Consider the following 21,044-nt stretch of genomic DNA (forward strand, 5'->3'; position numbering starts at 1 on the left):
GCTCAGAAAATATCCGGCTCGCCCTGGGCGGGCCCGCCCTCCAGAAAGGCGAAGTCGCATCCCTGGTCGGCTTGCGTGACGTGATCCTGGTAGAGCCCGGTATAACCGCGCCGGGTCTTCGGCTCGGGCGGGGTCCACGCGGCGCGCCGGCGCTCGAGTTCGGCATCGTCCACCAGAACATCAAGCCGGCGAGCTTCCACGTCCAGGATGATCTCGTCACCGTCGCGCACCAGGGCCAGTGGCCCGCCGACGGCCGATTCGGGGCTGACATGCAAGACACAGGTACCGTAATGCGTACCGCTCATCCGGGCGTCGGAAATGCGCAGCATGTCGCGCACGCCCTTGGCGAGCAGCTTCTTCGGAATGGGCAATGCGCCCCATTCAGGCATGCCGGGTGCCCCCTTCGGGCCGGCGTTCTTCAGGACCAGGACCGAATCCGGCGTGATTTCCAGTGCCGGGTCGTCAATCCGCGCGACGAGGTCGGGATAGTTTTCAAACACGACCGCGCGGCCGGTATGGCGACTCAGGTGGGGGCTGGCCGCACTTGGCTTGAGGACCGCCCCCGTCGGGGCCAGATTGCCCTTGAGAACGGCAAGCGCGGCGCCCTCAGTGACCGGCCGATCCATCGGCCGGATCATGTCATCATCGTAACATTCGGCGAACGCCAGCGTGTCGGAGAGCGTGCCACCCAGAACATTCCCCGCTTCAACGTCGAGCACGGGTTCCAGGCGCTTCAGCAGGGCGGGCAAGCCGCCCGCGTAGTAAAAGTCCTCCATCAGGCGGTCGCCGGACGGGCGTATATTGGCAAGAACCGGCACTTCGCGAGCGATGGTATCGAGGTCGTCCAGCGAAAGCTCGATGTCGGCCCGGCGCGCCAGCGCGATTAGGTGAATGGCGGCATTGGTGGAGCCGCCGAGCGCCATGTAGACGCGGGCGCCGTTGAGAAAACTGGCGCGCGTCAGGATGCGCGACGGCTTGCGGTCGGCCCACACCATCTCCACGATCTGCTCGCCGCAGGCCGAGGCCATGCGGATGTGGCCCGAATCGGCGGCGGGAATCGACGAGGCGCCGGGCAATGTCAGGCCCATGGCATCGATGATCGAGGTCATGGTGGAGGCCGTGCCCATCGTGTTGCAAGTGCCGTGCGAGCGGGTCATGCGGCTTTCGAGATCGATCCAGTCCTCTTGGCTGATCTTGCCGGAGCGCAGATCGTCCCAGTATTTGCGGGTGTGCGTGCCGGCGCCCAGCACCTGGCCCTTCCAGCGTCCGTTGAGCATGGGGCCGGCGGGGCAGAATATGGCCGGAATGTCCATCGAGAGAGCGCCCATCAGAAGGCCCGGAGCCGTCTTGTCGCAGCCACCCAGCAGAACCGCTCCGTCAATGGGGTGCGAGCGCAGAAGCTCCTCCACCTCGATCGACAGCAGATTTCGATAGAGCATGGTGGTCGGCTTCACCATCACCTCTCCAAGCGAGAGGGCCGGCAACTCGACCGGATAACCGCCGGCTGCCCACACGGCGCGCTTCACCGCCTCGGCGCGATCGCGCAGATGGGCATGGCAGGGGCTCATATCCGACCAGGTGTTGAGGATGGCGATAACCGGCTTGCCCATGAACTCCTCGCGCCTGAGGCCCATCTGCTGCGCACGCTGCCGGTGGGCGAAAGCGCGCATATCGGCAGCCGCGAACCAGCGCTGGCTGCGCAACTCGTTCACGGTTCTCGACGCCATCTTCGCCCCTGCTCCTGTCCCTCTGCAAATAATCGTAGCGCTACGATTATAGAACTGAAAACACCCCACCTGTCAAATGCATCGCGAGGGCAGTTAAAGACTGGTCACGGAGAGGTATTTCAGGGAATTTTTAGGATGGAGGGGCGCATTTCCACCATGTTCCGGGAGGTTTGACAAAGGTTTTCGGCCTTGCTAGCTTCGATTTTCGAAGCGCTATGATGATAGGCTAGCGAGATCGCAACCGGCCGAATGTGCGCACGCGGGAGGACGTGATGGATGCCTTCATCCAGGCCTTGAAACGTGTCAACACGGTGGTGGCCTGCTTCTGCGGCTATGCGGCCGGCGCCCTGCTGGCGGGAATGCTCGCCGTCGTCGTAGTGCACGTCTTTTTCCGTTATGTGCTCAACAGCGGCTTTGCCTGGACCGAGGAGCTTTCGCGCACCATGATGGTGTGGATGGGCTTCCTTTATTTCCCCACCGCCCATCGCAAGGCCCTGAATGTCAGCCTCGATCTCTTTGTCGCCACGATCGAAAAGACGGTCGTCCACCGATGGATTGGCCTTGTCATCGAGCTGGCCATCTTCCTGCTTTTGTGTGGCGCAGTCTATTATTCCTACAACCTGGCGGCGGGTGCGGCGCGCAGCGAGACCCTGGCGCTCAGGATTCCCCTGATCTACGTCTACGCCATCATGCCCGTCGGCTTTGCGCTCGTGGCGCTGTGCTCGCTCGAGCGGCTGCTGCAGATCGCCGGGAACCTGATCGATCCCGGACGCTACGAGGTGCATGTCTTCGGCGGCTCGACGGGCGCGGACGCCTGACAGATGGCGATGCTTTACCTCTATTTCTTCTTCGTCCTTCTCGTCGTCGGCGCGCCGATCGTTTTCGTGATGCTGCTGGCGCCGGCCATGGCGCTGGTGATCGAGGGCAATTTCCGGTTTCTGAACCTGCTCGTGCAACGCCTCTTCGCGGGCATGGACAGCTTTCCCCTCATGGCGCTTCCCTTTTTCATCCTGGCCGGCGATCTGATGACGGCCGGCGGGGTCACCCAGCGCATCGTGCGTTTCGCGGAAACATTCGTCGCTCACCGGCGGGCGGGCCTCGGCCAGGTCTCCGTCACCTCCTCCATCATGCTGGCCGGCGGCTCGGGCTCGGCGGTGGCCGACGCCTCGGCGCTCGGCGGCGTGATGATCCCGGGCATGCATCAGGCCGGCTACAGCAAGTCCTTCTCGGCCGCCATCACGGCGGCTTCGGCGGTGCTCGCCAGCATCATTCCGCCGAGCGGGCTCATGATCCTCTACGCCTTCATCATGAACGTCTCGGTGGCGGCGATGTTCGCCGCGAGCATCGTTCCCGGCCTCATCATCGGCTTCGGCCTGATGTTCGTGGTGGCGATCGTCGCGCGTTTCCGCAGCTTCCCCGACCCCTCGCCCCGCGCGAGCTGGCGCGAATGCTGGGAAGCGGGGAAAGACGCCCTTCTGCCGATGCTCACCCCGATCATCCTGATCGGCGGCATTGTCGGCGGAGTCTTCACGCCGACGGAAGGGGCGGCCGTCGCCGCCTTCTACGCTTTGCTTCTGGGCCTGTTCGTCACGCGCGAGATAAAGTTCTCCGACCTACCGGATCTCTTCCGCGCGGCTGCGCTGCGCTCGGCCGTGGTTCTCCTGCTGGTCGGCGCGGCGGTCGCCTTCGCATCCGTGGTCAGCCTCAAGGGCACGCCGCAGATGATCAGCGGCTTCGTGCTCGGGCTCACCGAGGATCCGCTGACCCTTTTCTTCTGCGTCGTCGCCTTCCTTTTCGTGATCGGCACCATCATGGACGCCGGCCCGGCGATCCTCATTCTCGGTCCCATCCTGGCGCCTGTTCTGACCGGCGTCGGAGTCGATCCGATCCACTTCGCCGTCGTGATGTGCATCGTGCTGATCCTGGGGCTGATCACGCCGCCGCTGGGGCTGGTGCTCTTCGTCGTTTCCGGCATTTCCGGCGAGCGCATCGAGCGCATCTCCTGGGACCTGATCCCGTATTTTCTGTTCGAGGTCGCGGTGGTCGCCGCACTCGTCTATTTTCCCGAGCTCGTTCTGTGGCTGCCACGAATGCTCGGGTATGTGTGAAGAATGGTCAACCAAAGGGAGGATTCTGCAATGATGCCTGACACCATGGCTCCGGGTGCACGTGCACGCGCCATGCTTTTCGGCTCCGCCACCGCACTCATGATGTTGCTTGCGCCCCAGGCGGCCAGCGCCGTGGAGCTCAACCTGACCTTCCTCGCCAACGAGCAGGACGAGGAGTACGACGCCGCACAGGTTTTCAAGAACTATGTCGAAAACCGCACCGGCGGTGAAGTATCCGTCAACATCTATGTGGGCGCCCAGTTGTGCGGCTCGGCCAACGAATGCTTCGAGTCGATCCGCTCCGGCGTGCTCGACATATATACGGCCACCGCCGGCGGCACGTCGGCGGTCTACCCGCCGGTTCAGGGCATGGACATCCCCTATATGCTGGCCGGCGACCGCGTTGCGGAGCTGACGCTCAAGGATCCGGAGTTCAACCGTTTCATCCGCGAAAAGGTCCTGGAGGCTTCCGGCGGCGGCTTCCTGATGCTCTCCATGACCCAGACCGGCGGCTGGCGCAATTTCGCCAACACCCAGCGTGAGATCCGGTCGCCCGCCGATGTCGAGGGCCTGCGCTTCCGCACCATCGAATCGGAAATCCAGCAGCAGCTCGTCGAGGAAATGGGCGGCTCTCCGACGCCCGTTCCGTGGCTGGAAGTCTATACGGCCCTGCAGACCGGCGTGGTCGACGGTTCGAAGAACTCGATCAGCGACATCGTCAATGCCAATCTGAACGAGCAGCTGAAATACCTCACCCTCGACGGCCACGCCTACATGGCTTCCATGTGGTTCATGGGTAAGCAGAAGTTCGATTCGCTTACGCCCGAGCAGCAGCAGGTCGTGCTCGACGGCGCAGCCCTGATGTCCTCGGTCCAGTTCGGCATCCAACCGCGCAAGGAGCTGGAGGCCTTCAAGGAATGGATCGACTCGGGCGGTGAAATCTACACACCGACCGAGGAGGAAATGGGACAGTTTCGTGCCGCCGCCGAGCCGATCCGCGATTGGTATCTGGAGGAGCTCGGCGAGGATGGACAGGAATTCCTCGATGCGTTCGAAGCCGCGATCGCCCGGGCCGAGAAGCAGGTCGAGGAATCCCGCGCCTCGGCCATGCAATAGCTGAAGGGTCCGTCCGCACAGCCGGGCGGACCGCCAGGAGCGCCGGTGCAATCGCCGGCTCTCCTGTATCCCCCACCAAGCGAGATCTTCGGCCGGCATGTCCCTCGAAAACGACCGTGACGCCCGTTTCGACCGCACGCATCGCCATGGCCTGCTTTATGCGCCAGGCCAAGGTGAACCGGCGGCCGGTGCCTGCGCCCGCGAGCGAAGCCACGATGACGGGCCGGACTGCGGCCCGTTCCTCGGCGGCCTTGGCGGGCCGAATTACGCGCGTGACCTAAAGGGCCGGTTCTCGCGTTGGCAGCTCGAGCCCGGCCGCCACGGTTATCAGGACATCGATGCGGCGTTTTTCATGCTGCGCTGGCGTTCGTCCAATGGTGGCGTCGGATATCGCCGGCTCCATGAGGGGGCCGGCGGCTTCGATCCGCCCACGCGCAGCGTGGCGATCCTGTATCCCCTGGTAGTTGAGACCTATGACGATCCGGCCCTGCCCTTCGTGCTGACGCTGGAATATTTTTCACCGCTCCTGCCAGGCGACGAGGCGGTCTCGGCGCTACCGGTGACCCTGTTTTCAGCTCATATCGAACCGCGCGGCATGGAAGCGCTGGAGGTCGCGGTCGGGTTTTGCTGGCCGAACCTGCTCGGCTGGTCCCTGCCACCGATGACACCGGCCCGGCGAGAGGGCACTTTATGGCCGAACCAGAGCCATGCCGGACAGGTTCACCGTGACGCGCGGGAGGCAGACGGGCGGCTGGGCGTTGTCCAGACGCGGGAAACCCTTGATGCGGATACGGCCCCGCCCGGAGAAGTCGCGCTGGTTGCGGAAGGGGCCGGCTGGGAACTCTCGCGAGCACTCACCTTCAAGGCGGACCAGAACGCGCTCGGCCGGTCGGACAGCACGCAACGCTACACCATCGCTCATATGGAAGCCGCGTTCGCCGACGGCTCCGGATGGGAGGGGTACGACCAAAGCTGGAGTGCGCACTGGCACGAACCGCTGGCGGGCGCGATCGGCGGCCGCATCTTAGTGAAGGGAGAGGCGCCGGCGCCGATCCATTTCGCGCTCGCGATGGATGTGCCGGTGGTTCGCTTTGGAATGGGCCGGCGCTGGTGGCGCGCCTACACGGACTCCGTGGGGCGGCGGGGCACCAACGGCTATCGCCTTGCTGCCCAGGCACTCGACGCGCGCGGCGACTGGCTGGAGCGGATCGGCGCGTGGCAGGACAGCCTCTTGGGCAGCAACCGCGAACTTGCTCCCGCCGCCATCAATCAGCTCGGCTTTCTCACCGGCGGCGGCACGGCCTATCTGGCCGAGGCGCTGGACAAGCCCGAGCGGAACGGTTTCCGCGGCCAGTCGCATTTCGGGCTCCTGGAGGGTTTCGACTCCGGCTATTACTACTACAACACGCTGGATTTGTGGGCCTACGCGGCCCCTGCGCTCAGCCTGACCTATCCCCGGCTTGCCGAAAGCGTCTTTCAGGATTTCATCGACACCATCGCCATGACGGATGAGCGGCGGCGCATCGTCTACCGCACCGAAACCATGGAGCCGATGCTTGCGCGGGGCAAGCTGCCCCATGATCTCGGCTCGCCGCCGGAAGATCCGTTCGTGCGGCTGAACGGCTATGTTATGCGCGACGATCCCAACCTGTGGAAGGACCACAATCCGGCCTTCATCGTCGCCTTTTCGCTGCACCGCCACATCATGGGCCAGCCGGTCGAGGCCGAGGCCTATGCAGCGCTCTGCGAAGCGGCGGCCTTCACCATCGCGCAGGACATCCACGGCGAGGGCGCGCCGCGGCACAGTGATTTCGGCGACAGCACCTGGGACAATCTGGATATGCGCGGCCACTCGACCTATGCGACAGGGCTGTGCCTGGCCGCCTGGGCGGTCATGGAGCGCCTGGCGACCGAGCAGGGCGATATAGAGGGCGAGCGGCGCTATGCCGAGTTGCGGGCCCGTGCGGCCGAGACGCTGCAGACGCTATGGACCGGGACCTTCTACCGCACCAACAGCGACGGCAAATATCGCAACGCGACCCAGGCCGACTCCCTCTTCGGCCCGTGGCAGGCGCTGCTCATGGGTATCGATGATCTCGTCCCGCCCGACAAGGCACGGGTCCACCTCATGCAGGTCTTCGAGACTAACTTTCTTGCATTCGAGGACGGCCGTTTCGGACCGCTGCTGGTGGCCGAGCCAGGCCTGGCAGGTTATGAGGGCGATGGTGGAGAGGAACTCCAGGTCAACGAGGTGTTGGTGGGCTCGGGCTATGTTCTGGCCGGCTGCTTGCGTGACTGGGGCCTTGTCGAAGACGCGCGAAAGGTGCTGCAGGCGATGAGCCGCCATCATGACCATGTGGCCCGTCTTCAGTTCCGCACGCCCGCGGCGTGGGATGGGCAGGGGCGCTTCCGGGCACCGCTCAACATGCGTCCCCTCGCCCTCTGGGCGATGATGGCCGGCGATGCGCGCGCCGGCCCACGGGACAAGGATTGGAAGAAGCGCGATGAGTGAGACCCGCCGCCGGCGCGGCACCAACCGCACGACGATGACCGATGTCGCGCGCATGGCCGGCGTTGCACCGTCCACCGTATCGCTTTATCTGCGCGCGCCGGAGGCGGTGTCTCCCAAGCTCGGTATGCGCGTCAAGAAGGCCATAGACAGCCTGAACTACGTTCCCAATCTGATGGCGGGCGCGCTTGCAGCAACGCGCACGCGTGTCGTGGGCGTCGTCGTCCCGTCGATCGTCAATTCATTTTTTGCCGATACGGTGACAGCCTTGCAAACCAGGCTCTGGGCGGCGAACTACCAGATGCTGATCGGCCATACTCATTACGATCCGGCCACCGAGGAGCAATTGGTTCGCACGTTTCTCTCCTGGTCGCCGGGGGCCATGGTGCTGACCGGCCTCCATCATAACAGGGCCACCCGGCGCATGCTGGAGGCCACCGATATTCCGGTGGTGGAGATGTGGGAGCTTGGACCACAGCCGATCGACCGGCTCGTGGGTTTTGCCCATGGCGATGTCGGCCGCATGCAGGCGCGCCACCTGATCGAGAAGGGCCGGCGCGAAATCGCCTTTATCGGGGCGCGCCTCGAGCGCGACCAGCGCGCCGCGCAACGCGCGGAAGGGTATGCGGAGGCCCTGCGCAGCCACAGCGAAACGGCGCCGCCCGAAATCATTGATATCGGACGCGAAGCCTCCACGGCAGCCGCCGGCGCGGCTTTCGCCGCACTTCTGGAGCGGCGTCCCTCGATCGACGGCGTCGTTTTTTCGAACGATCTTCTGGCGCTGGGTGCATTGTTCCACGCACAGCGAAGCGGGATCGCGATTCCCGACCGCGTGGCCCTGATCGGCTTCGGCGACCTCGATTTCGGGCACGATAGCGTCCCCACCCTAAGCACGGTCGCGCCGCCGCGCACGGAAATCGGCGAGCGCGTGGCCGACCAGATCCTGGCAAGGCTGGACGACGGAGACGAGGGGCCCCTCCGTGTCGATCTCGGCTTCGAGCTTGTCGTCCGGGAGAGTTCGGAACGCTAAGCGCTCGACGGCGCAGACAAAGTCAACGCCGATCCGCCGCCGGCAGGAAGACCATGCCCGACTGTTTCGCGCTTCACGCGGGCGGAGCAGAACTCAAGACCGGTTTCCTCCGGCAGCACCAGCGCGGTTGCCTTGCGGTGGCTGCCGTCATTCGCCGGCCTGGCTGGTCACGCGGACGATCGCGCTTGAGTTGTTGTTGTCGGCCTCGGTAACGGCGTAGACCGCGCCATCCGGCCCGACCTTGACGTCCTGGACGCGTGCTCCAAGCGGAATACGCTCCTCGCTCGCCGCCCGCCCTTCTTCCAAGTGCAGAACGACGAGGCCTTCGCTGACAAGGCCGCCGACCAGGATGGCGCCATCCCAGGCCGGAAATTCCTCGCCTTGATAGAAGAGCATGCCGGAGGGGGCGATGACCGGATCCCAGTAATAGACCGGCTGCTCCATGCCTTCCATCGCGGTGAGGCCCCGGCCGATCGGCGCGCCGCCATAATCAAGGCCGTAAGTGATGACCGGCCAGCCGTAGTTCAGGCCCGCTTCCGGCCGGTTCAATTCGTCACCACCCATCGGCCCGTGCTCGACCACGCAGAGCCGGCCCTCCGGATCCAATGTGGCCGCCTGGATATTGCGGTGGCCGTAGGACCAGATTTCAGGCTGGATCGCAGCGTGCTGCGCGAACGGGTTGTCCTCCGGCGCCGACCCGTCGGGGTTGATGCGGAAGATCTTGCCGAGCCCGGAGGTGAGGTCCTGGGCCTGATCGCGGATGGGCGTGTCGGAGCGCTCGCCGACCGTGACGAAGAGATGGCCGTCCGGCCCGAACACGAGGCGCGAGCCGAAATGCATGTCCCCGTCATAGGCCGGGGTCTGCCGGAAGATGACCTCCAGATCCTGCAGCGATCCGGTGCCGGACCCGTCGGTTTCCAGTCGGGCGCGGGCGACGCTGGTTCCGTTGCCGCCGTCTTCCCGCGGCGCGGAGAAGGAGAAGTAGATCATCCCGCTTTCTTCGAAATCGGGTGCGAGCGCGACATCCAGAAGCCCGCCCTGGCCCTCGGACATCACCTCGGGCACGCCGTCGATCGGTGCCCCCGCTTCACCCTCGGAGGAGACGATCATCATGTCGCCATCCTTGCCGGTCACGAGCATGCGACCGTCGGGCAGGAATTCCATCGCCCAGATGTTCGGCAGATCCTCGGCAATGATTTCAGTTTCGGCGGCGGTCTCCTCGGCAGGAAGGGGCGCGCGCGTCTGGCTTTCGAAGGCCGGTTCCTGATCCGGTGCGTTGGGCGGAGCACTCGCAGCCGTCTCACCGGTCCCGCTGCCGTCTATCTGGGCAAGAGCAGGACCGCACAGAACCGCTGCCATGGCCAATACGAACACGAAACGTGTCATGAAAGCCTCCTGTATAGAACAAGCCGCACTCGGGATTTCCCTTTGCTGAAAGAGAGACTAGAGCAGGCTTGCGGTCATTCAATCATGTGTGGCTACGCCATGGCGCACCTGTTCCTGTTGCTGTCCACCTTTTCAGCCGTCGGATGAAGCGGAATACAACCCAACCAATCGCGACAGCAGGATGACCGTATAGAGCACGCCCAGCACGGCCTCGAACGACGCGAAGGCTTGCGCATAGGTTCCGACAGGTGTGATGTCGCCATATCCAAGCGTCGTCAGCGTGATATAGCTGTAATAAACCATCTTCTGCCAGGTGATCTCGTCACCGGAACTGGCGGCGAAGGAGCCCGGCGCGAGCCATTCGATCAGCGCGAAGATGGCTACCGGGACTCAGCGGAGATCAACTGATGATGATCAGTCGCCGATGGGCTGGGTGCATCACCAGGTGCCTTACGGTTTCATCTTTGTGTCCGGATGCGCTTCTTCAATCAGGTAGCAGTGGAGCGTAACCGGTGCTTTCCTGACGTCAGCAACCGCACCGTCAATGATATCGCAGTCCAGCATATTATCCGGATTGCTCTTGCGTGCTGACACGACGTTGACGTTGACCATAACGCCGCCATCCACCCACTTGAGGGTTTGCCTATCGACCTTTGTGCCGCTGATGTGGGCGTGTCCGCCTGTAGCCGGGATTTCCACCCACTCGTCCTCGGGTGAAACGCTGATTTGGCCGATCTCGTTGGCGTGCTTGTCGGCACTCGGCTTCGGATCGCCGTAATAGGAGGCAAAGGCTGCGATCCCCTCCTTTTCAGCCGCGAGCTTGGCGGCTGCCTTCTTGGAAAGCGTGACGTTGATGTCGAAGCCCATATCGCCCTGTGCCATTGCCGGCATGGAGCATGCAAAGATGGTTGTCGCAACCGCTATAACACCGAGCCTCATTTGCCTTTTCTCCTGTTCCACTTCTCGACGAAAAGCATCAGTTTCCACCCTCCCAAAATGCCGTTGCAGACGTGGCGCAAATTCCCTCATCGTAGCAATTCGTAGTGGGAGGGGTCGGCGGGGCAAATGCCGGTCGAGCATTCAAGGAACGTCGAGAGCGCGTTCAAGCCGACCAGCAGAGCAAAAAACGCAACCGGGAACACGACGATCAATTTCCGGGCCGGGGCAACCGAGTGCGCCGCGGAGCCGGCGTTTTGGTGTCCTGGCGACGCTTTTCCCCGGGGCAGAAACTGACGGTCGATCGCCAGCAGCAACGCACACCAGATGATGATCATCGTGAAGGCGATGAACGCCCATGTATAGAAATGCAACCCGAACAAGGGTTGCCCGTAGGAGCCGCTTCCAGGAACGATATGAAGCAGAACCTGTCTTCCAGCCGCCGTCGCGCCGGCAACCGAAGCAAGGATGGACAGGGCGTAGTGGCCGGGACGCGCGCCCCACATCAGGTTCAGGACGAAGCCAAACCCGGCGAGCGCAAAGCCAAGTCGCTGCAGGATGCATAGCGGGCATGGGAGGTCGAAGAAGACGACCTGGTCAATAAACGCAAATGTCAGCAGGGCGCTGATGCCGAGAAGCGCTAACGCGTTCAAAAATCTGGCGCTGCCGTCAAGCATTCATACCTCAGAACTGCAGGCCCAGGGGATCGGTTGCGTGAAGCAGGAAAAGCACGATCATGAGAACGAGCGTGATCGCCCACAGGCCGATCGCCCAGGAACGGTAGTCCCACCATGCGCACAGGATGCCGATGAAGAGTGTTGCGAAAGGCAGCGCCATCATTTCAGCTACACGCACCAACGGCCGGTATCGATAAACCTGTGAATCTCATGTCTTGTCTTCCCCTGGACGTCTGACGGCTGATTCAAAGATCGGACGGAAGCGTTGGCCGGTGAGGTATTTACGGTCTTGACTGGCCGCGCCGGAGACACCCGGCTAGATGCCTTCTTCGCGGAAGCGGCGGAGAATCTCCTGATTGATCATCTGGGCGTGCTCCAGATAGGCCGGGTAGTCTGGCGGACTATACGCGTATGTGACGTTGAGGTTGAGAGAATCCGGATTGATTTCATCGAAGAAGACGCGCGGCGGCTGATCCGGATGATTGATCGCTTCATTCGGGTGCCGTGCAGATGACACTTTCTCATCATGCGATTGCCTTTGCGACGAGGGCTGCCCGTCGGTTTTCGCCCTGCCGGAACCGGGTACGGCCAGGATTTCCTGCAAGATCGTCACCGCGCGCTGGATTTTCTCCAGGGATGCATCGCGAGGCAGGGGAATGTTGATCGTGCGTTTGATCGAAGGACGCATGTCAACATTCTCGATATCCATCTCGGCCACGTTTTCATTGGGAATGCTGACGAGATGGCCACTGAGCAGACGCAGCCGCGTGGAGCGCATGCCGATATCTTCAACAACGCCGTCGTAGCCCCGGATCTTGATCCGCTGGCCGACCTCGAATGGCTTGTCCAAAAGCAGCATGAGGCTGCCGAAGACGTTCTTCAGCGTGTTTTGCGCGGCGAGCGCGACCGCAAGACCGGTGACACCGGCGCTGGCGACGATCGTGGCCAGAGAAAAGCCCATGAGGCGCATTCCCTGCAGCAGGACGGCGATAATCGCAACGATGCTGAGAACGCGAATACCAAGGGCGACAAGATGGACATCGGATGGGCGCTGCTTTGCATATTCGGTGGCGGCAGACAGATCGATCGACACTGTCCCAAGCGAGAAAATGAAGATGATCGTCGCTATAAGCGCCATGCCATAGATGACATAAACCGCGCTCTGAAACACCAGGCCGGTGATGAAGATCTTGTCCCCGATCAGGTCATAGAGCGCAAAGCTGACCAGAGCTGCAAAAAGCGGCACGAGAAGCAGTATCGAATCCCGTGTCAGGGCCGAAGCGTTCCGCGTCAGGCGTTTGAGGATCGACCACAGAAGCCAGATTGCCAGAATCGCCAGGACAAAGAGAGCGATCATGGCGATCCACTGCCAGACGGTCTGTCCCAGGACGTCCTTGTGCAGCCAGCCCGGCAACCCGTCCGTCCATGCCTGGAGGGTGGGGTCGGGCGTCAGAAAAGATGCTTCGTAGAACCCTTCAGCGGCCGTGGTGCGATAGGGAAACGATCTGAGCCGCCAGTATAGGTCTTCGACGCTCTCGACCGTTTCCTCGCTGAACAGATACTTTCCCTGATTCGACCCCTCGTCGATCCGTACGATCTCCAGGGGACTGTTCTCGATCTTCCAGGCCGGCGCGTGGCCCTGGTCGATTGCGGCGAGCATCTGTTCCCGGTTTGGGATATTTTCAAGCGGGGGCAGGCCGATCCGGTCTATGATCTCGCGCAGATAAACGGCGTCGTTCACCGCGACGTCCTGGCGCAATGAAGGCGCGACGTTCCTGAGATCGAAGAACCACTGCATCTCGTCGTAGAGATGCTGCAGTTCCGCCGCGTCCTCTCGCGTGTATGTGTCCTGTCGCAGCAGGTCGTAGTAGCGCTGGGTCAGCTTGACAAAGCTGATGATCGTATCGCGGGGGCTGTTGGTGTTCGCCGGCTCCAGCAGCTCCTCCAGGGGCTGGATACCTTCTTCACCAGATTCGGTGAGCTGATTGAGGATGTTTTCGACGTCGCGCACGCTTTCGGACGGAAAGAAAGATATGCCGGCGTCCTCCCCGACCGGGTCAGAGCCAGCATCTTGGGCAAATGCCGTTGTTCCAAGAGCGATGACAAGGAGCGCCATGACAAGGCGCAGAATCCGATTTTGGTTGCTCATTTCACTCGATCAACACGTGTTTGGAAGGCGAAGCTGGCAAAGCCAGGCGCCTAAGGTCTCAAATATGGGCTTAGAATAAAACAGCAGTGCAGCATTCTTCACCATTTCCGAATGGTCGCCCGGCGCAGCGGCAGGCTGCTTAGGGCGATCGCCTTTACTACGGTCAGTCGTGGACTGCGATGGCCCTGACGGTCTGCTGTTCGCGCGCATCATGGCTGCAGACGCCACCAAACGAGACTTCTCCGTCGCCGATCACGACGCCCTGCCAGTTGGTAAACGGCTCGGACAGGTCTGCTTGCCGGCGGCTTTCTTTACCTTGGCAGTGAAGACCTTCTCGCAATTCGCCAAATGAGCGGCATCTCTGATCGATGCTGCCTTGCCATTAATCCGCGCCGTGAGCAGATAGCCGACCAATGAAGCGGCGGTCTGCTTGTCATCCGCGGCGACGGCCTTCTTCAGATCCTTGAAGAACTTCTGATACTGTGCGTGTTCGCCGAAGAAAGCGTCGAGTGTTTTATTCATCTCGGAGGTCATTTGAGCTCCCGCGGTTGTGATACCCGCCAATACAATGAAGAAAGCCGTAAAGAGTGTTCGATTCTGCGTGTACATGATCCCGTCTTCCTTCCGATTGTTTCTACGTCCTATCGTCGGAAGCCCCTTGCCTCCATACAGGATTTGACGAGCTCGGCCTCATCCATGGCCTGCACCACGCCGTCGCCGATTCCATCCGCGATGGCATCACCCCAGGTCCTCGGGTGATCGTTTGCGCCAATTCCGATCGTCGCCGCCTCGGCCTGATATTTGCAATCGGCCAACGCCTGGTCGGCGTCCGAACGCGGTGTGTCATCCTTGACCCATGGTCCGTCATTGCTCGCGCACCCGGCAAGTGTCAGCGAAGCGGTCACCACCGCAGCAAATGCAGGAATTCTCATTTCTCAAATGCTCCTTCGTGGCGGCTCGTTCTGCCCAGTGATGTGGATGGCGTCTCAGGCCGCGCCGCACATCGACGGCCCGAGCGCATTGCGTGTCACTGCGTTGCGCCTGCGAGCGCCGCAGCAGATCTGCGGTCCCAGCCTGCATTTTCGGGATCACAGCCGGGACCGTGACACCCCGGGGCGTTGCAGTTGTCTCCCGAATCAAAGTTGGGATTCCTCTCCTTGTCGAGTTACGGCTCGTCATCGATGGTTGGCACGCTCACATCAGGGCCGTCGACCTTGCAGCCCACGGGCAGTCGTCACAGGCGCTGGTGCCGTCCATCGTGCAGCCGGCAATCTCGGCATGAACTGATCAGCCGCCTGGATCGCGAGCTTCGTTATACGCTTCTCCTTGAGGTACCGTCATGTTCCTGCTCCACGAAGGATGCGATTGCGACGCAGGGCGCTTGGCGTCGTCAGTTTGTGGCGTCGCATGGATGCAGTCAGGTGACTGTGGTTGGCAAATCCGGTGAGGCTAGCGATTTCGACCAGGGGCATGTCTGTCGTGATCACAAGGTGCTCGGCCACCTCGAGGCGTGTCGTGAGGATATATTGATGGGGTGATTGGCCGGCTGTCTGCTTGAAGGCGCGCAGAAAATGGCTGGGCGATAAACCGGCGAACAATGCCAGCCGTTCGACCGACAACCGTTCACCGATATTGGCCCTGATATAATCCTGAACGTCACGCCAGGCTTTGGGCGAAAGCCCCCCTCGATGTCGGGATGTGGGACGATCTTGAAGCGTCGAATAATTGCGCAGGAGGTAGGTGGAGAAGACGGTAAGAAGGGAATCCATATAGAGATGGTTTATCGATTTCCCTCGCTGAATTTCATCTTTTACCAGATGGGCGAGAAATAGCGCCTTCTCATCGACATGGCCGGTCGCAGGAGGCCGGAACTCAAAATCGTCCCTCTCGAATTCCAGACCTGCCAGTTGGTTGAGTTGTTCGGGTGCCAAGGCCAACAGCAGGTTTTCTTTCGGAACCTTCCAGCGCGCAAAAAGCTCGGCGTTGCAAGGAACAATCTCAACCGTGCCAACCGGAGCCAGAAATTGCGATCTCGTATCCGAATTGAGTGCAACCTCCCGTCCGGGTTGTGGCGTCAGCATCACCAGCGCCATATGGGAAGGTGCGTTGAAATTGATCGAATTGGGCCCTGTCAACGTGCGCGTGACGGCACCGCTGGTCGTCTCGAACTTGGGTCCCCATTCGTCCGGAACGCTGCTCAACAAGCTGCCAGCGGATTCGGTCAACGTTGCCCCCTCCATAGGTTCGTTTCTCAACGAGACGGCTTTGTCCCAAAGCCGATCACGAGCCCCCCGGTTCGAAGCAATATTCCAGCATCCCTCGCCGTGAGCATTTTTTAACAATCGTCTTCAGAATTCAAGAAGCTGGGAACGTTTCATCCATCATATGGCTAAGAAGTTGGCGTAAAATACATATATTTCAAATTGTATTTCATAACGTTACGTGAATTAATAATGACATTCTTCCCGTTTGACTGGTGGCATATCAAAAATCCATTATTTTTCAGAAACTGATCATTTTCTCTGCCGTCATCGGTGAAACCACATCGTTTATATGTTTCATCCTACATGTGGTATGTTTGGCTAAGTGCCTCTGTGCACTGGCAAACCACGAGGCGCACGGGGGCGAAACACGAAACGACAGGTGAGGGAATGATTAAGCGAAATGTAATCGGCTTCGCTGGCGCGGCCCTGCTGTTGGCGGGCTGTCAGGCCAGCCCGGACCCGCAAGTGCAGGCGCGCAACCACGAGTTCGGGTGCATCGCCGGCACCGTCGGCGGCGCCATTGTCGGCGGGCTGATCGGCAGCACGATCGGTGGCGGCACAGGTCGCATCATCGGCGAGGCCGTCGGTATCGGCGGCGGCGGCTTTCTCGGCAACCGTTTGGCCTGTCGCTAAGATAAGGAGGATATCCGATGCATAAGGTGATTCTTACTGCCGCAATAACCCTCCTGACCGGCGCCGGCTTGGCGGCGGCACAACAGGCCCCGGCGATGCATGAAGGCCATCTCAACCAGCTCGACACCAATAGTGACGGCGGCGTCAGCCAGGAGGAATACAGGATATTTATGACGGAAAGCTTCGCCAGGCTCGACAGCAACGGGGACGGTTTTCTTGTCGAAGCTGAGGTGACGGAGGTGCTGACACCGGAGCAGTTCGCAGCCCTCGACGCGAACGGCGACGGCCGCGCCAGCCGCGATGAATTCATGAACCAGGTCATGAGAGATTTCGCGGCAGCCGACCGCGGCGGTGACGGACACCTTAGGTGAGATTAAGGCGCGCGCGCCCGGCCCGCCAACGGTTGGATTCTGGACGGAGGTAATCGATGAAAACCGCAACGCTGACTGCTGCCATCGTTCTGGCAGCGCCGGCTTTCGCATTCGCTCAGGACAAGTGTTACGACAACGCCGAGAGTCAGGCCGCCATGACCGAATGCGCCGATGCCGCGCTCAACAAATCCGACAAGACTCTCAATAAGCTTTACAAGCGGATTGAAGCCCGCCTGTCGGATGATGCAGACACCAAGAAGCTCCTCGTTCAAGCGCAGCGCGACTGGATCAAGTTCCGGGATGCGGAGTGCAGTTTCCAGACTGCAGGTGCGGCCGGAGGAAGCATAATGCCGATGCTTGTCGCGCAGTGCATGGACGATCTGACGCAATCCCGTGTCAAGGATTTCGAAGGCTACCTGAATTGCGAGGAAGGCGACCTGAGCTGCCCCGTCCCGGCCGCGAACTGACACTCCAGGATGGGTTGAATTGAGACAAGCCGCCGGCGAGCACGACGTTCGCCGGCGGAGCTGTGAGGGGTGAAGGGGCAACATCATCGCATGGCGGAACGTATTGCCGCGCCCTCGCGGGACGATGTCGAGGGAAGGCGGAAAGCGCAGGCATGCGCTGGCCAAGAGCGCCGGTTGTTCTGAAATAGGACTTTGACAGCAACGATGAGGTGGCCCCGCCCGCTTGCGGTACGGATCGCGGCATCGGCGGTTAAGCGGCCAATCTACATTGCCGGCATTGTCAGACTAGGCATCTTCCTGCTCGAGCTCGTCGCCCGCCATTTCGAGACGACAGTCCTGACTTCCCCCTCGTTCCCATACCCTGGCTCCGGAACTGGTTCGTCATCCGCCTACGCTATCTGAAGACGCTGTTCCGCGATGCTCGCTTCATCGTGCCGATCCGCGATCCCGTGTGGCACATCGCCTCGCTGGCAAAGCAGAATCGGCGCTTTGCCGCGTGGGAGGAAGGGGCGCCGCGTCGGCGACCATACCGGTCCCGTGGCGCAGTTGTTCGGCTACGGCTGATCGGCCGGCGGCGCGCTCCAAGGGCGGTCAACGAGAGGAACTCTGACCGCCTTCCGAGCACCGGAAATACCGGTGACGAACCGGGCGTATGCGCGGCCCGACCCGGGCTCGCGGGGGCGACTGGACACCGTGCCAAACATTTTAATTCGGAAGACGAATTATATTATTTTCATGAACTTCGTCCACAGGCCTTGAGTTTTGGCCCCCCTTTCCTGTATCCATTCGAAATCAGCCAGCGTCAGCAAACGCGACGCTTAGCAAATCGAACTAATCGATGGCAGCATCTTCCGCGGCGGGAACGTCTCGGACTGCATCATGGGCGTCCTGCCCCGCTGGCCATCCGGCTACCGCCGATCTGAAACTGTGCCTCTGGCGCCTGCATTCGCTGCAAGCCGAGTCGGAGCGATCCGGAGATGCAAACACGCAATGAAGAGAGGAGACGGCATGTCCGATTCGAGTGCGATGAACACGGAACTTAAGCTGACCGACCAAGTGTACAGCGGCGACCCGCTTCAGGATCGCGAGACCGATCAGTATCGCAACGAGTACGTGATGAGCTTCGTCGAGAAGTGGGACGAACTGATCGACTGGCGGGCGCGCGCCGAAAGCGAGGGCCAGTTCTTCATCGACGTTTTGAGGGCACGCGGGAAGGAGACCGTGCTCGACGTGGCGAGCGGCACCGGCTTCCACTCGGTGCGGCTGACCGAGGCCGGCTTCAACGTGACCTCCGCCGACGGTTCAGCGGCGATGCTTGCCAAGGCCTTCGAGAACGGCCAGGCGCGCGGCCTGATCCTCAAGACCGTGCAGGCCGACTGGCGCTGGCTCAACCGCGACATCCAGGGCAAGTACGATGCGATCATCTGCCTCGGCAACTCTTTCACCCATCTGTATGAAGAGGCCGACCGCCGCCGTGCGCTCGCCGAGTTCTACGCCGCGCTGAAGCATGACGGCGTCCTGATTATCGATCAGCGCAACTACGACACGATGCTCGACGAAGGTTTCTCTTCGAAGCACAAATACTACTACTGCGGCGACAAAGTCAGCGCGGAGCCCTCCTATATCGATGAAGGCCTCGTGCGAATGCAATACAGCTTCCCCGATGGGGCGCAGTACACGCTGAACCTGTGCCCGATCCGCAAGAACTACGTCCGCCGCCTCCTGTCCGAGGCCGGCTTCCAGCGCGTGCGCACCTATGGCGACTTTCAGGAAACCTATGCGGAGAACGATCCGGATTTCTTCGTCCATGTCGCCGAGAAATCGACGATGCACCTCGTGCGCTGGGGCAGTGGCAAGCGCCAGCCGGGCGAAACGGACGTGCGCGACATTGCCGAAGGCTATTACGACAGCGACGATGCAGACACCTTCTATTCGACCATCTGGGGCGGAGAGGATCTGCATATCGGCATCTACGGGAACACCCGGAACATCCGCGCGGCGAGCGACGAGACCGTCGATCGCATGGCGGCCACCGTTCCCGGCCTGAACGAGTCCACGCGCATCCTCGATATCGGCGCGGGCTATGGCGGGGCGATGCGCCGGGTCTGCAAAACGTACGGGTGCACGGCGACGTGCCTGAACATCTCCGAGACCCAGAACGACTATAACCGCGCCAAAACCCGTGGTGCCGGTCTTGCCGATAAGATCGACGTCGTGCACGGGGTCTTCGAGGATATCCCCCAGGCCGACGCCAGCTATGACGTCGTGTGGAGCCAGGATGCGATCCTGCATTCCGACCAGCGTGAGACGGTGCTCGACGAGGTCTGGCGCGTGCTCAAGCCGGGCGGCCACTTCGTCTTCACCGACCCCTGCCAGGCAGACAACGTGCCCGAGGGCGTTCTGCAACCGGTCTACGACCGGCTGCAGCTCAACAGCCTCGGCTCGTTCCGCTTCTACCGCGAGGCCGCGGAGGCGCGCGGCTTCCAGGTACTGGGCCAGGAGGACATGACCGACCAGTTGCGTACCCACTACGACCGGGTGCGCGAGGAGCTGCTGGTCAACTACGACAAGCTGCGCGAAAGCGGTGTTTCGACCAGGTATCTCGACAAGATGGCTGTCGGACTCGCGAACTGGGTCAAAGCGGCCGACGACGGCCATCTGGCCTGGGGCATCCAGCTGTTTCGCAAGCCCGCGTGATCAAGGTGGAGGGCGGCGTGCCCGGTGCACGCCGCCCCGCCACATCGCTTTTCAGGTCACAGAGCAAACACGGAGCAATCCGCATGGGCGGACCTCTCGCCGAACACCCCATCGCCGTATCGTTCGAACTGTTCCCGCCGAAGACCAAGCGCGGCATCGACAATCTCGCCCACACGGTCACCCGGCTCGCCAGCGCCGGACCCAAATACTTCTCGGTCACCTATGGCGCCGGGGGAACCACACGCGACCGCACGGCACACGTGGTCGAGATGGTGCGCCGGCGTACCGGCCTACCCGTTGCCCATCATCTGACCTGTGTCGGCGCAAGCCGCGCCGAACTCGACGCCCAGGCTGAGCGCCTTTGGGAATCAGGCGTGCGCAAGATCGTGGCACTGCGCGGCGACCTGCCCGAGGGCCAGGTCCTTGCCGCCGACGGCTATCGCGATGGGGCCGAACTGGTGGCTGGCCTAAGACAGGTGGCCGATTTCGACATCGCCGTTGCCGCCTATCCGGAAGTGCATCCCGAAGCGGCCAGTGCGCAAAGCGATCTCGACCACCTCAAGCGCAAGCTCGACGCCGGCGCATCGCGGGCGATCACGCAATATGTCTTCGACACCGACACGATCCTGCGCTTCATCGACCGCGCTCGTGCCGCAGGTATCGAGGCGCCCATCGTGCCGGGGATCATGCCGGTCGCCAATTTCGCCAGCCTCAAGCGGTTCTCGGAAGGCTGCGGGGCCTCGATTCCCGACTGGATGGAGACTATGTTCGACGGGCTGGACGATGCGCCCGACATACGCGCAATGGTGGCGGCGAGCCTCGCCGGCGAACAGTGCCGCCGTCTTGCTGCCGAGGGCGTTAGGGACTTTCATATCTATACCCTGAACAAGCCCGATGTAAGTCTGGCGATCTGCCGCGCGCTGGGTCTGCCTGCGCGGATCAGCGCCGAACGGGCCGCGTAAGAGGACGGAGCC

20 protein-coding genes are annotated in these 21,044 nt (G+C 61.9%); 10 read left to right on the forward strand and 10 right to left on the reverse strand.

The genetic code is table 11. From position 1 onward, the window contains the following. Positions 1-2 precede the first annotated feature (2 nt). Positions 3-1,727, reverse strand: a complete 1,725-nt coding sequence (gene araD, locus ACFP9U_RS05805) for an L-arabinonate dehydratase (protein ID WP_378619720.1) — start codon at positions 1,725-1,727, stop codon at positions 3-5. Positions 1,728-1,999: 272 nt separating this feature from the next. Here araD and ACFP9U_RS05810 point away from each other — a divergent pair, with 272 nt between their 5' ends. From ACFP9U_RS05810 to ACFP9U_RS05830, 5 genes are all read left to right on the forward strand, one after another. Then, entirely contained in the window at positions 2,000-2,545 is a 546-nt protein-coding gene (locus ACFP9U_RS05810; RefSeq protein ID WP_378619722.1) for a TRAP transporter small permease, read from the forward strand. A gap of 3 nt (positions 2,546-2,548) precedes the next feature. Next, entirely contained in the window at positions 2,549-3,835 is a 1,287-nt protein-coding gene (locus tag ACFP9U_RS05815; RefSeq protein WP_378619723.1) for a TRAP transporter large permease, read from the forward strand. Between the two features lie 30 nt (positions 3,836-3,865). Next, complete coding sequence (gene dctP / locus ACFP9U_RS05820) at positions 3,866-4,951, forward strand: TRAP transporter substrate-binding protein DctP (protein WP_378619726.1); 1,086 nt, start codon at positions 3,866-3,868, stop codon at positions 4,949-4,951. A gap of 97 nt (positions 4,952-5,048) precedes the next feature. Continuing rightward, entirely contained in the window at positions 5,049-7,463 is a 2,415-nt protein-coding gene (locus tag ACFP9U_RS05825; RefSeq protein ID WP_378619728.1) for a GH116 family glycosyl hydrolase, read from the forward strand. Beyond that, positions 7,456-8,490 (forward strand): LacI family DNA-binding transcriptional regulator, encoded by a 1,035-nt coding sequence (locus tag ACFP9U_RS05830; RefSeq protein ID WP_378619729.1) that lies wholly within the window; start codon positions 7,456-7,458, stop codon positions 8,488-8,490. Before ACFP9U_RS05825 ends, ACFP9U_RS05830 begins: the two co-directional genes overlap by 8 nt. A 147-nt stretch (positions 8,491-8,637) precedes the next feature. Here ACFP9U_RS05830 and ACFP9U_RS05835 read toward each other — a convergent pair whose 3' ends face one another. The 9 genes from ACFP9U_RS05835 to ACFP9U_RS05875 all read right to left on the reverse strand — a co-directional run bounded on the left by ACFP9U_RS05835 (position 8,638) and on the right by ACFP9U_RS05875 (position 15,863). Further along, positions 8,638-9,876 (reverse strand): PQQ-dependent sugar dehydrogenase, encoded by a 1,239-nt coding sequence (locus ACFP9U_RS05835; RefSeq protein ID WP_378619731.1) that lies wholly within the window; start codon positions 9,874-9,876, stop codon positions 8,638-8,640. Between the two features lie 132 nt (positions 9,877-10,008). Beyond that, on the reverse strand, positions 10,009-10,254 hold the full coding sequence (locus tag ACFP9U_RS05840; RefSeq protein ID WP_378619775.1) for a potassium channel family protein: 246 nt from the start codon (positions 10,252-10,254) through the stop codon (positions 10,009-10,011). A gap of 72 nt (positions 10,255-10,326) precedes the next feature. Then, complete coding sequence (locus tag ACFP9U_RS05845) at positions 10,327-10,815, reverse strand: hypothetical protein (protein WP_378619733.1); 489 nt, start codon at positions 10,813-10,815, stop codon at positions 10,327-10,329. A gap of 86 nt (positions 10,816-10,901) precedes the next feature. Beyond that, positions 10,902-11,489, reverse strand: a complete 588-nt coding sequence (locus ACFP9U_RS05850; protein ID WP_378619735.1) for a disulfide bond formation protein B — start codon at positions 11,487-11,489, stop codon at positions 10,902-10,904. Positions 11,490-11,496: 7 nt separating this feature from the next. After that, positions 11,497-11,667: a DUF5993 family protein gene (locus ACFP9U_RS05855; protein WP_378619736.1), complete on the reverse strand. Its 171-nt coding sequence runs from the start codon at positions 11,665-11,667 to the stop codon at positions 11,497-11,499. A 138-nt stretch (positions 11,668-11,805) separates the two neighbouring features. Continuing rightward, on the reverse strand, positions 11,806-13,605 hold the full coding sequence (locus tag ACFP9U_RS05860; protein ID WP_378619739.1) for a mechanosensitive ion channel family protein: 1,800 nt from the start codon (positions 13,603-13,605) through the stop codon (positions 11,806-11,808). A gap of 285 nt (positions 13,606-13,890) precedes the next feature. Next, a complete protein-coding gene (locus ACFP9U_RS05865; protein ID WP_378619741.1) occupies positions 13,891-14,247 on the reverse strand; it encodes a hypothetical protein in 357 nt (118 codons plus the stop codon). A 32-nt stretch (positions 14,248-14,279) separates the two neighbouring features. After that, positions 14,280-14,570, reverse strand: a complete 291-nt coding sequence (locus ACFP9U_RS05870) for a hypothetical protein (RefSeq protein ID WP_378619742.1) — start codon at positions 14,568-14,570, stop codon at positions 14,280-14,282. A gap of 405 nt (positions 14,571-14,975) precedes the next feature. Further along, positions 14,976-15,863, reverse strand: a complete 888-nt coding sequence (locus tag ACFP9U_RS05875) for a helix-turn-helix domain-containing protein (RefSeq protein ID WP_378619744.1) — start codon at positions 15,861-15,863, stop codon at positions 14,976-14,978. 426 nt (positions 15,864-16,289) lie between these two features. Here ACFP9U_RS05875 and ACFP9U_RS05880 point away from each other — a divergent pair, with 426 nt between their 5' ends. From ACFP9U_RS05880 to metF, 5 genes are all read left to right on the forward strand, one after another. Continuing rightward, on the forward strand, positions 16,290-16,535 hold the full coding sequence (locus ACFP9U_RS05880) for a hypothetical protein (RefSeq protein WP_378619745.1): 246 nt from the start codon (positions 16,290-16,292) through the stop codon (positions 16,533-16,535). Between the two features lie 17 nt (positions 16,536-16,552). Continuing rightward, entirely contained in the window at positions 16,553-16,906 is a 354-nt protein-coding gene (locus ACFP9U_RS05885) for an EF-hand domain-containing protein (RefSeq protein ID WP_378619747.1), read from the forward strand. 56 nt (positions 16,907-16,962) lie between these two features. Continuing rightward, positions 16,963-17,373: a lysozyme inhibitor LprI family protein gene (locus ACFP9U_RS05890; protein ID WP_378619749.1), complete on the forward strand. Its 411-nt coding sequence runs from the start codon at positions 16,963-16,965 to the stop codon at positions 17,371-17,373. A 1,008-nt stretch (positions 17,374-18,381) separates the two neighbouring features. After that, positions 18,382-20,070: a methyltransferase domain-containing protein gene (locus tag ACFP9U_RS05895; protein WP_378619751.1), complete on the forward strand. Its 1,689-nt coding sequence runs from the start codon at positions 18,382-18,384 to the stop codon at positions 20,068-20,070. A gap of 83 nt (positions 20,071-20,153) precedes the next feature. Next, positions 20,154-21,032, forward strand: a complete 879-nt coding sequence (metF, locus tag ACFP9U_RS05900) for a methylenetetrahydrofolate reductase [NAD(P)H] (protein WP_378619753.1) — start codon at positions 20,154-20,156, stop codon at positions 21,030-21,032. Positions 21,033-21,044: the final 12 nt, after the last annotated feature.

The organism is Nitratireductor sp. GCM10026969, from assembly GCF_042660605.1.
GTDB lineage: Bacteria > Pseudomonadota > Alphaproteobacteria > Rhizobiales > Rhizobiaceae > Chelativorans.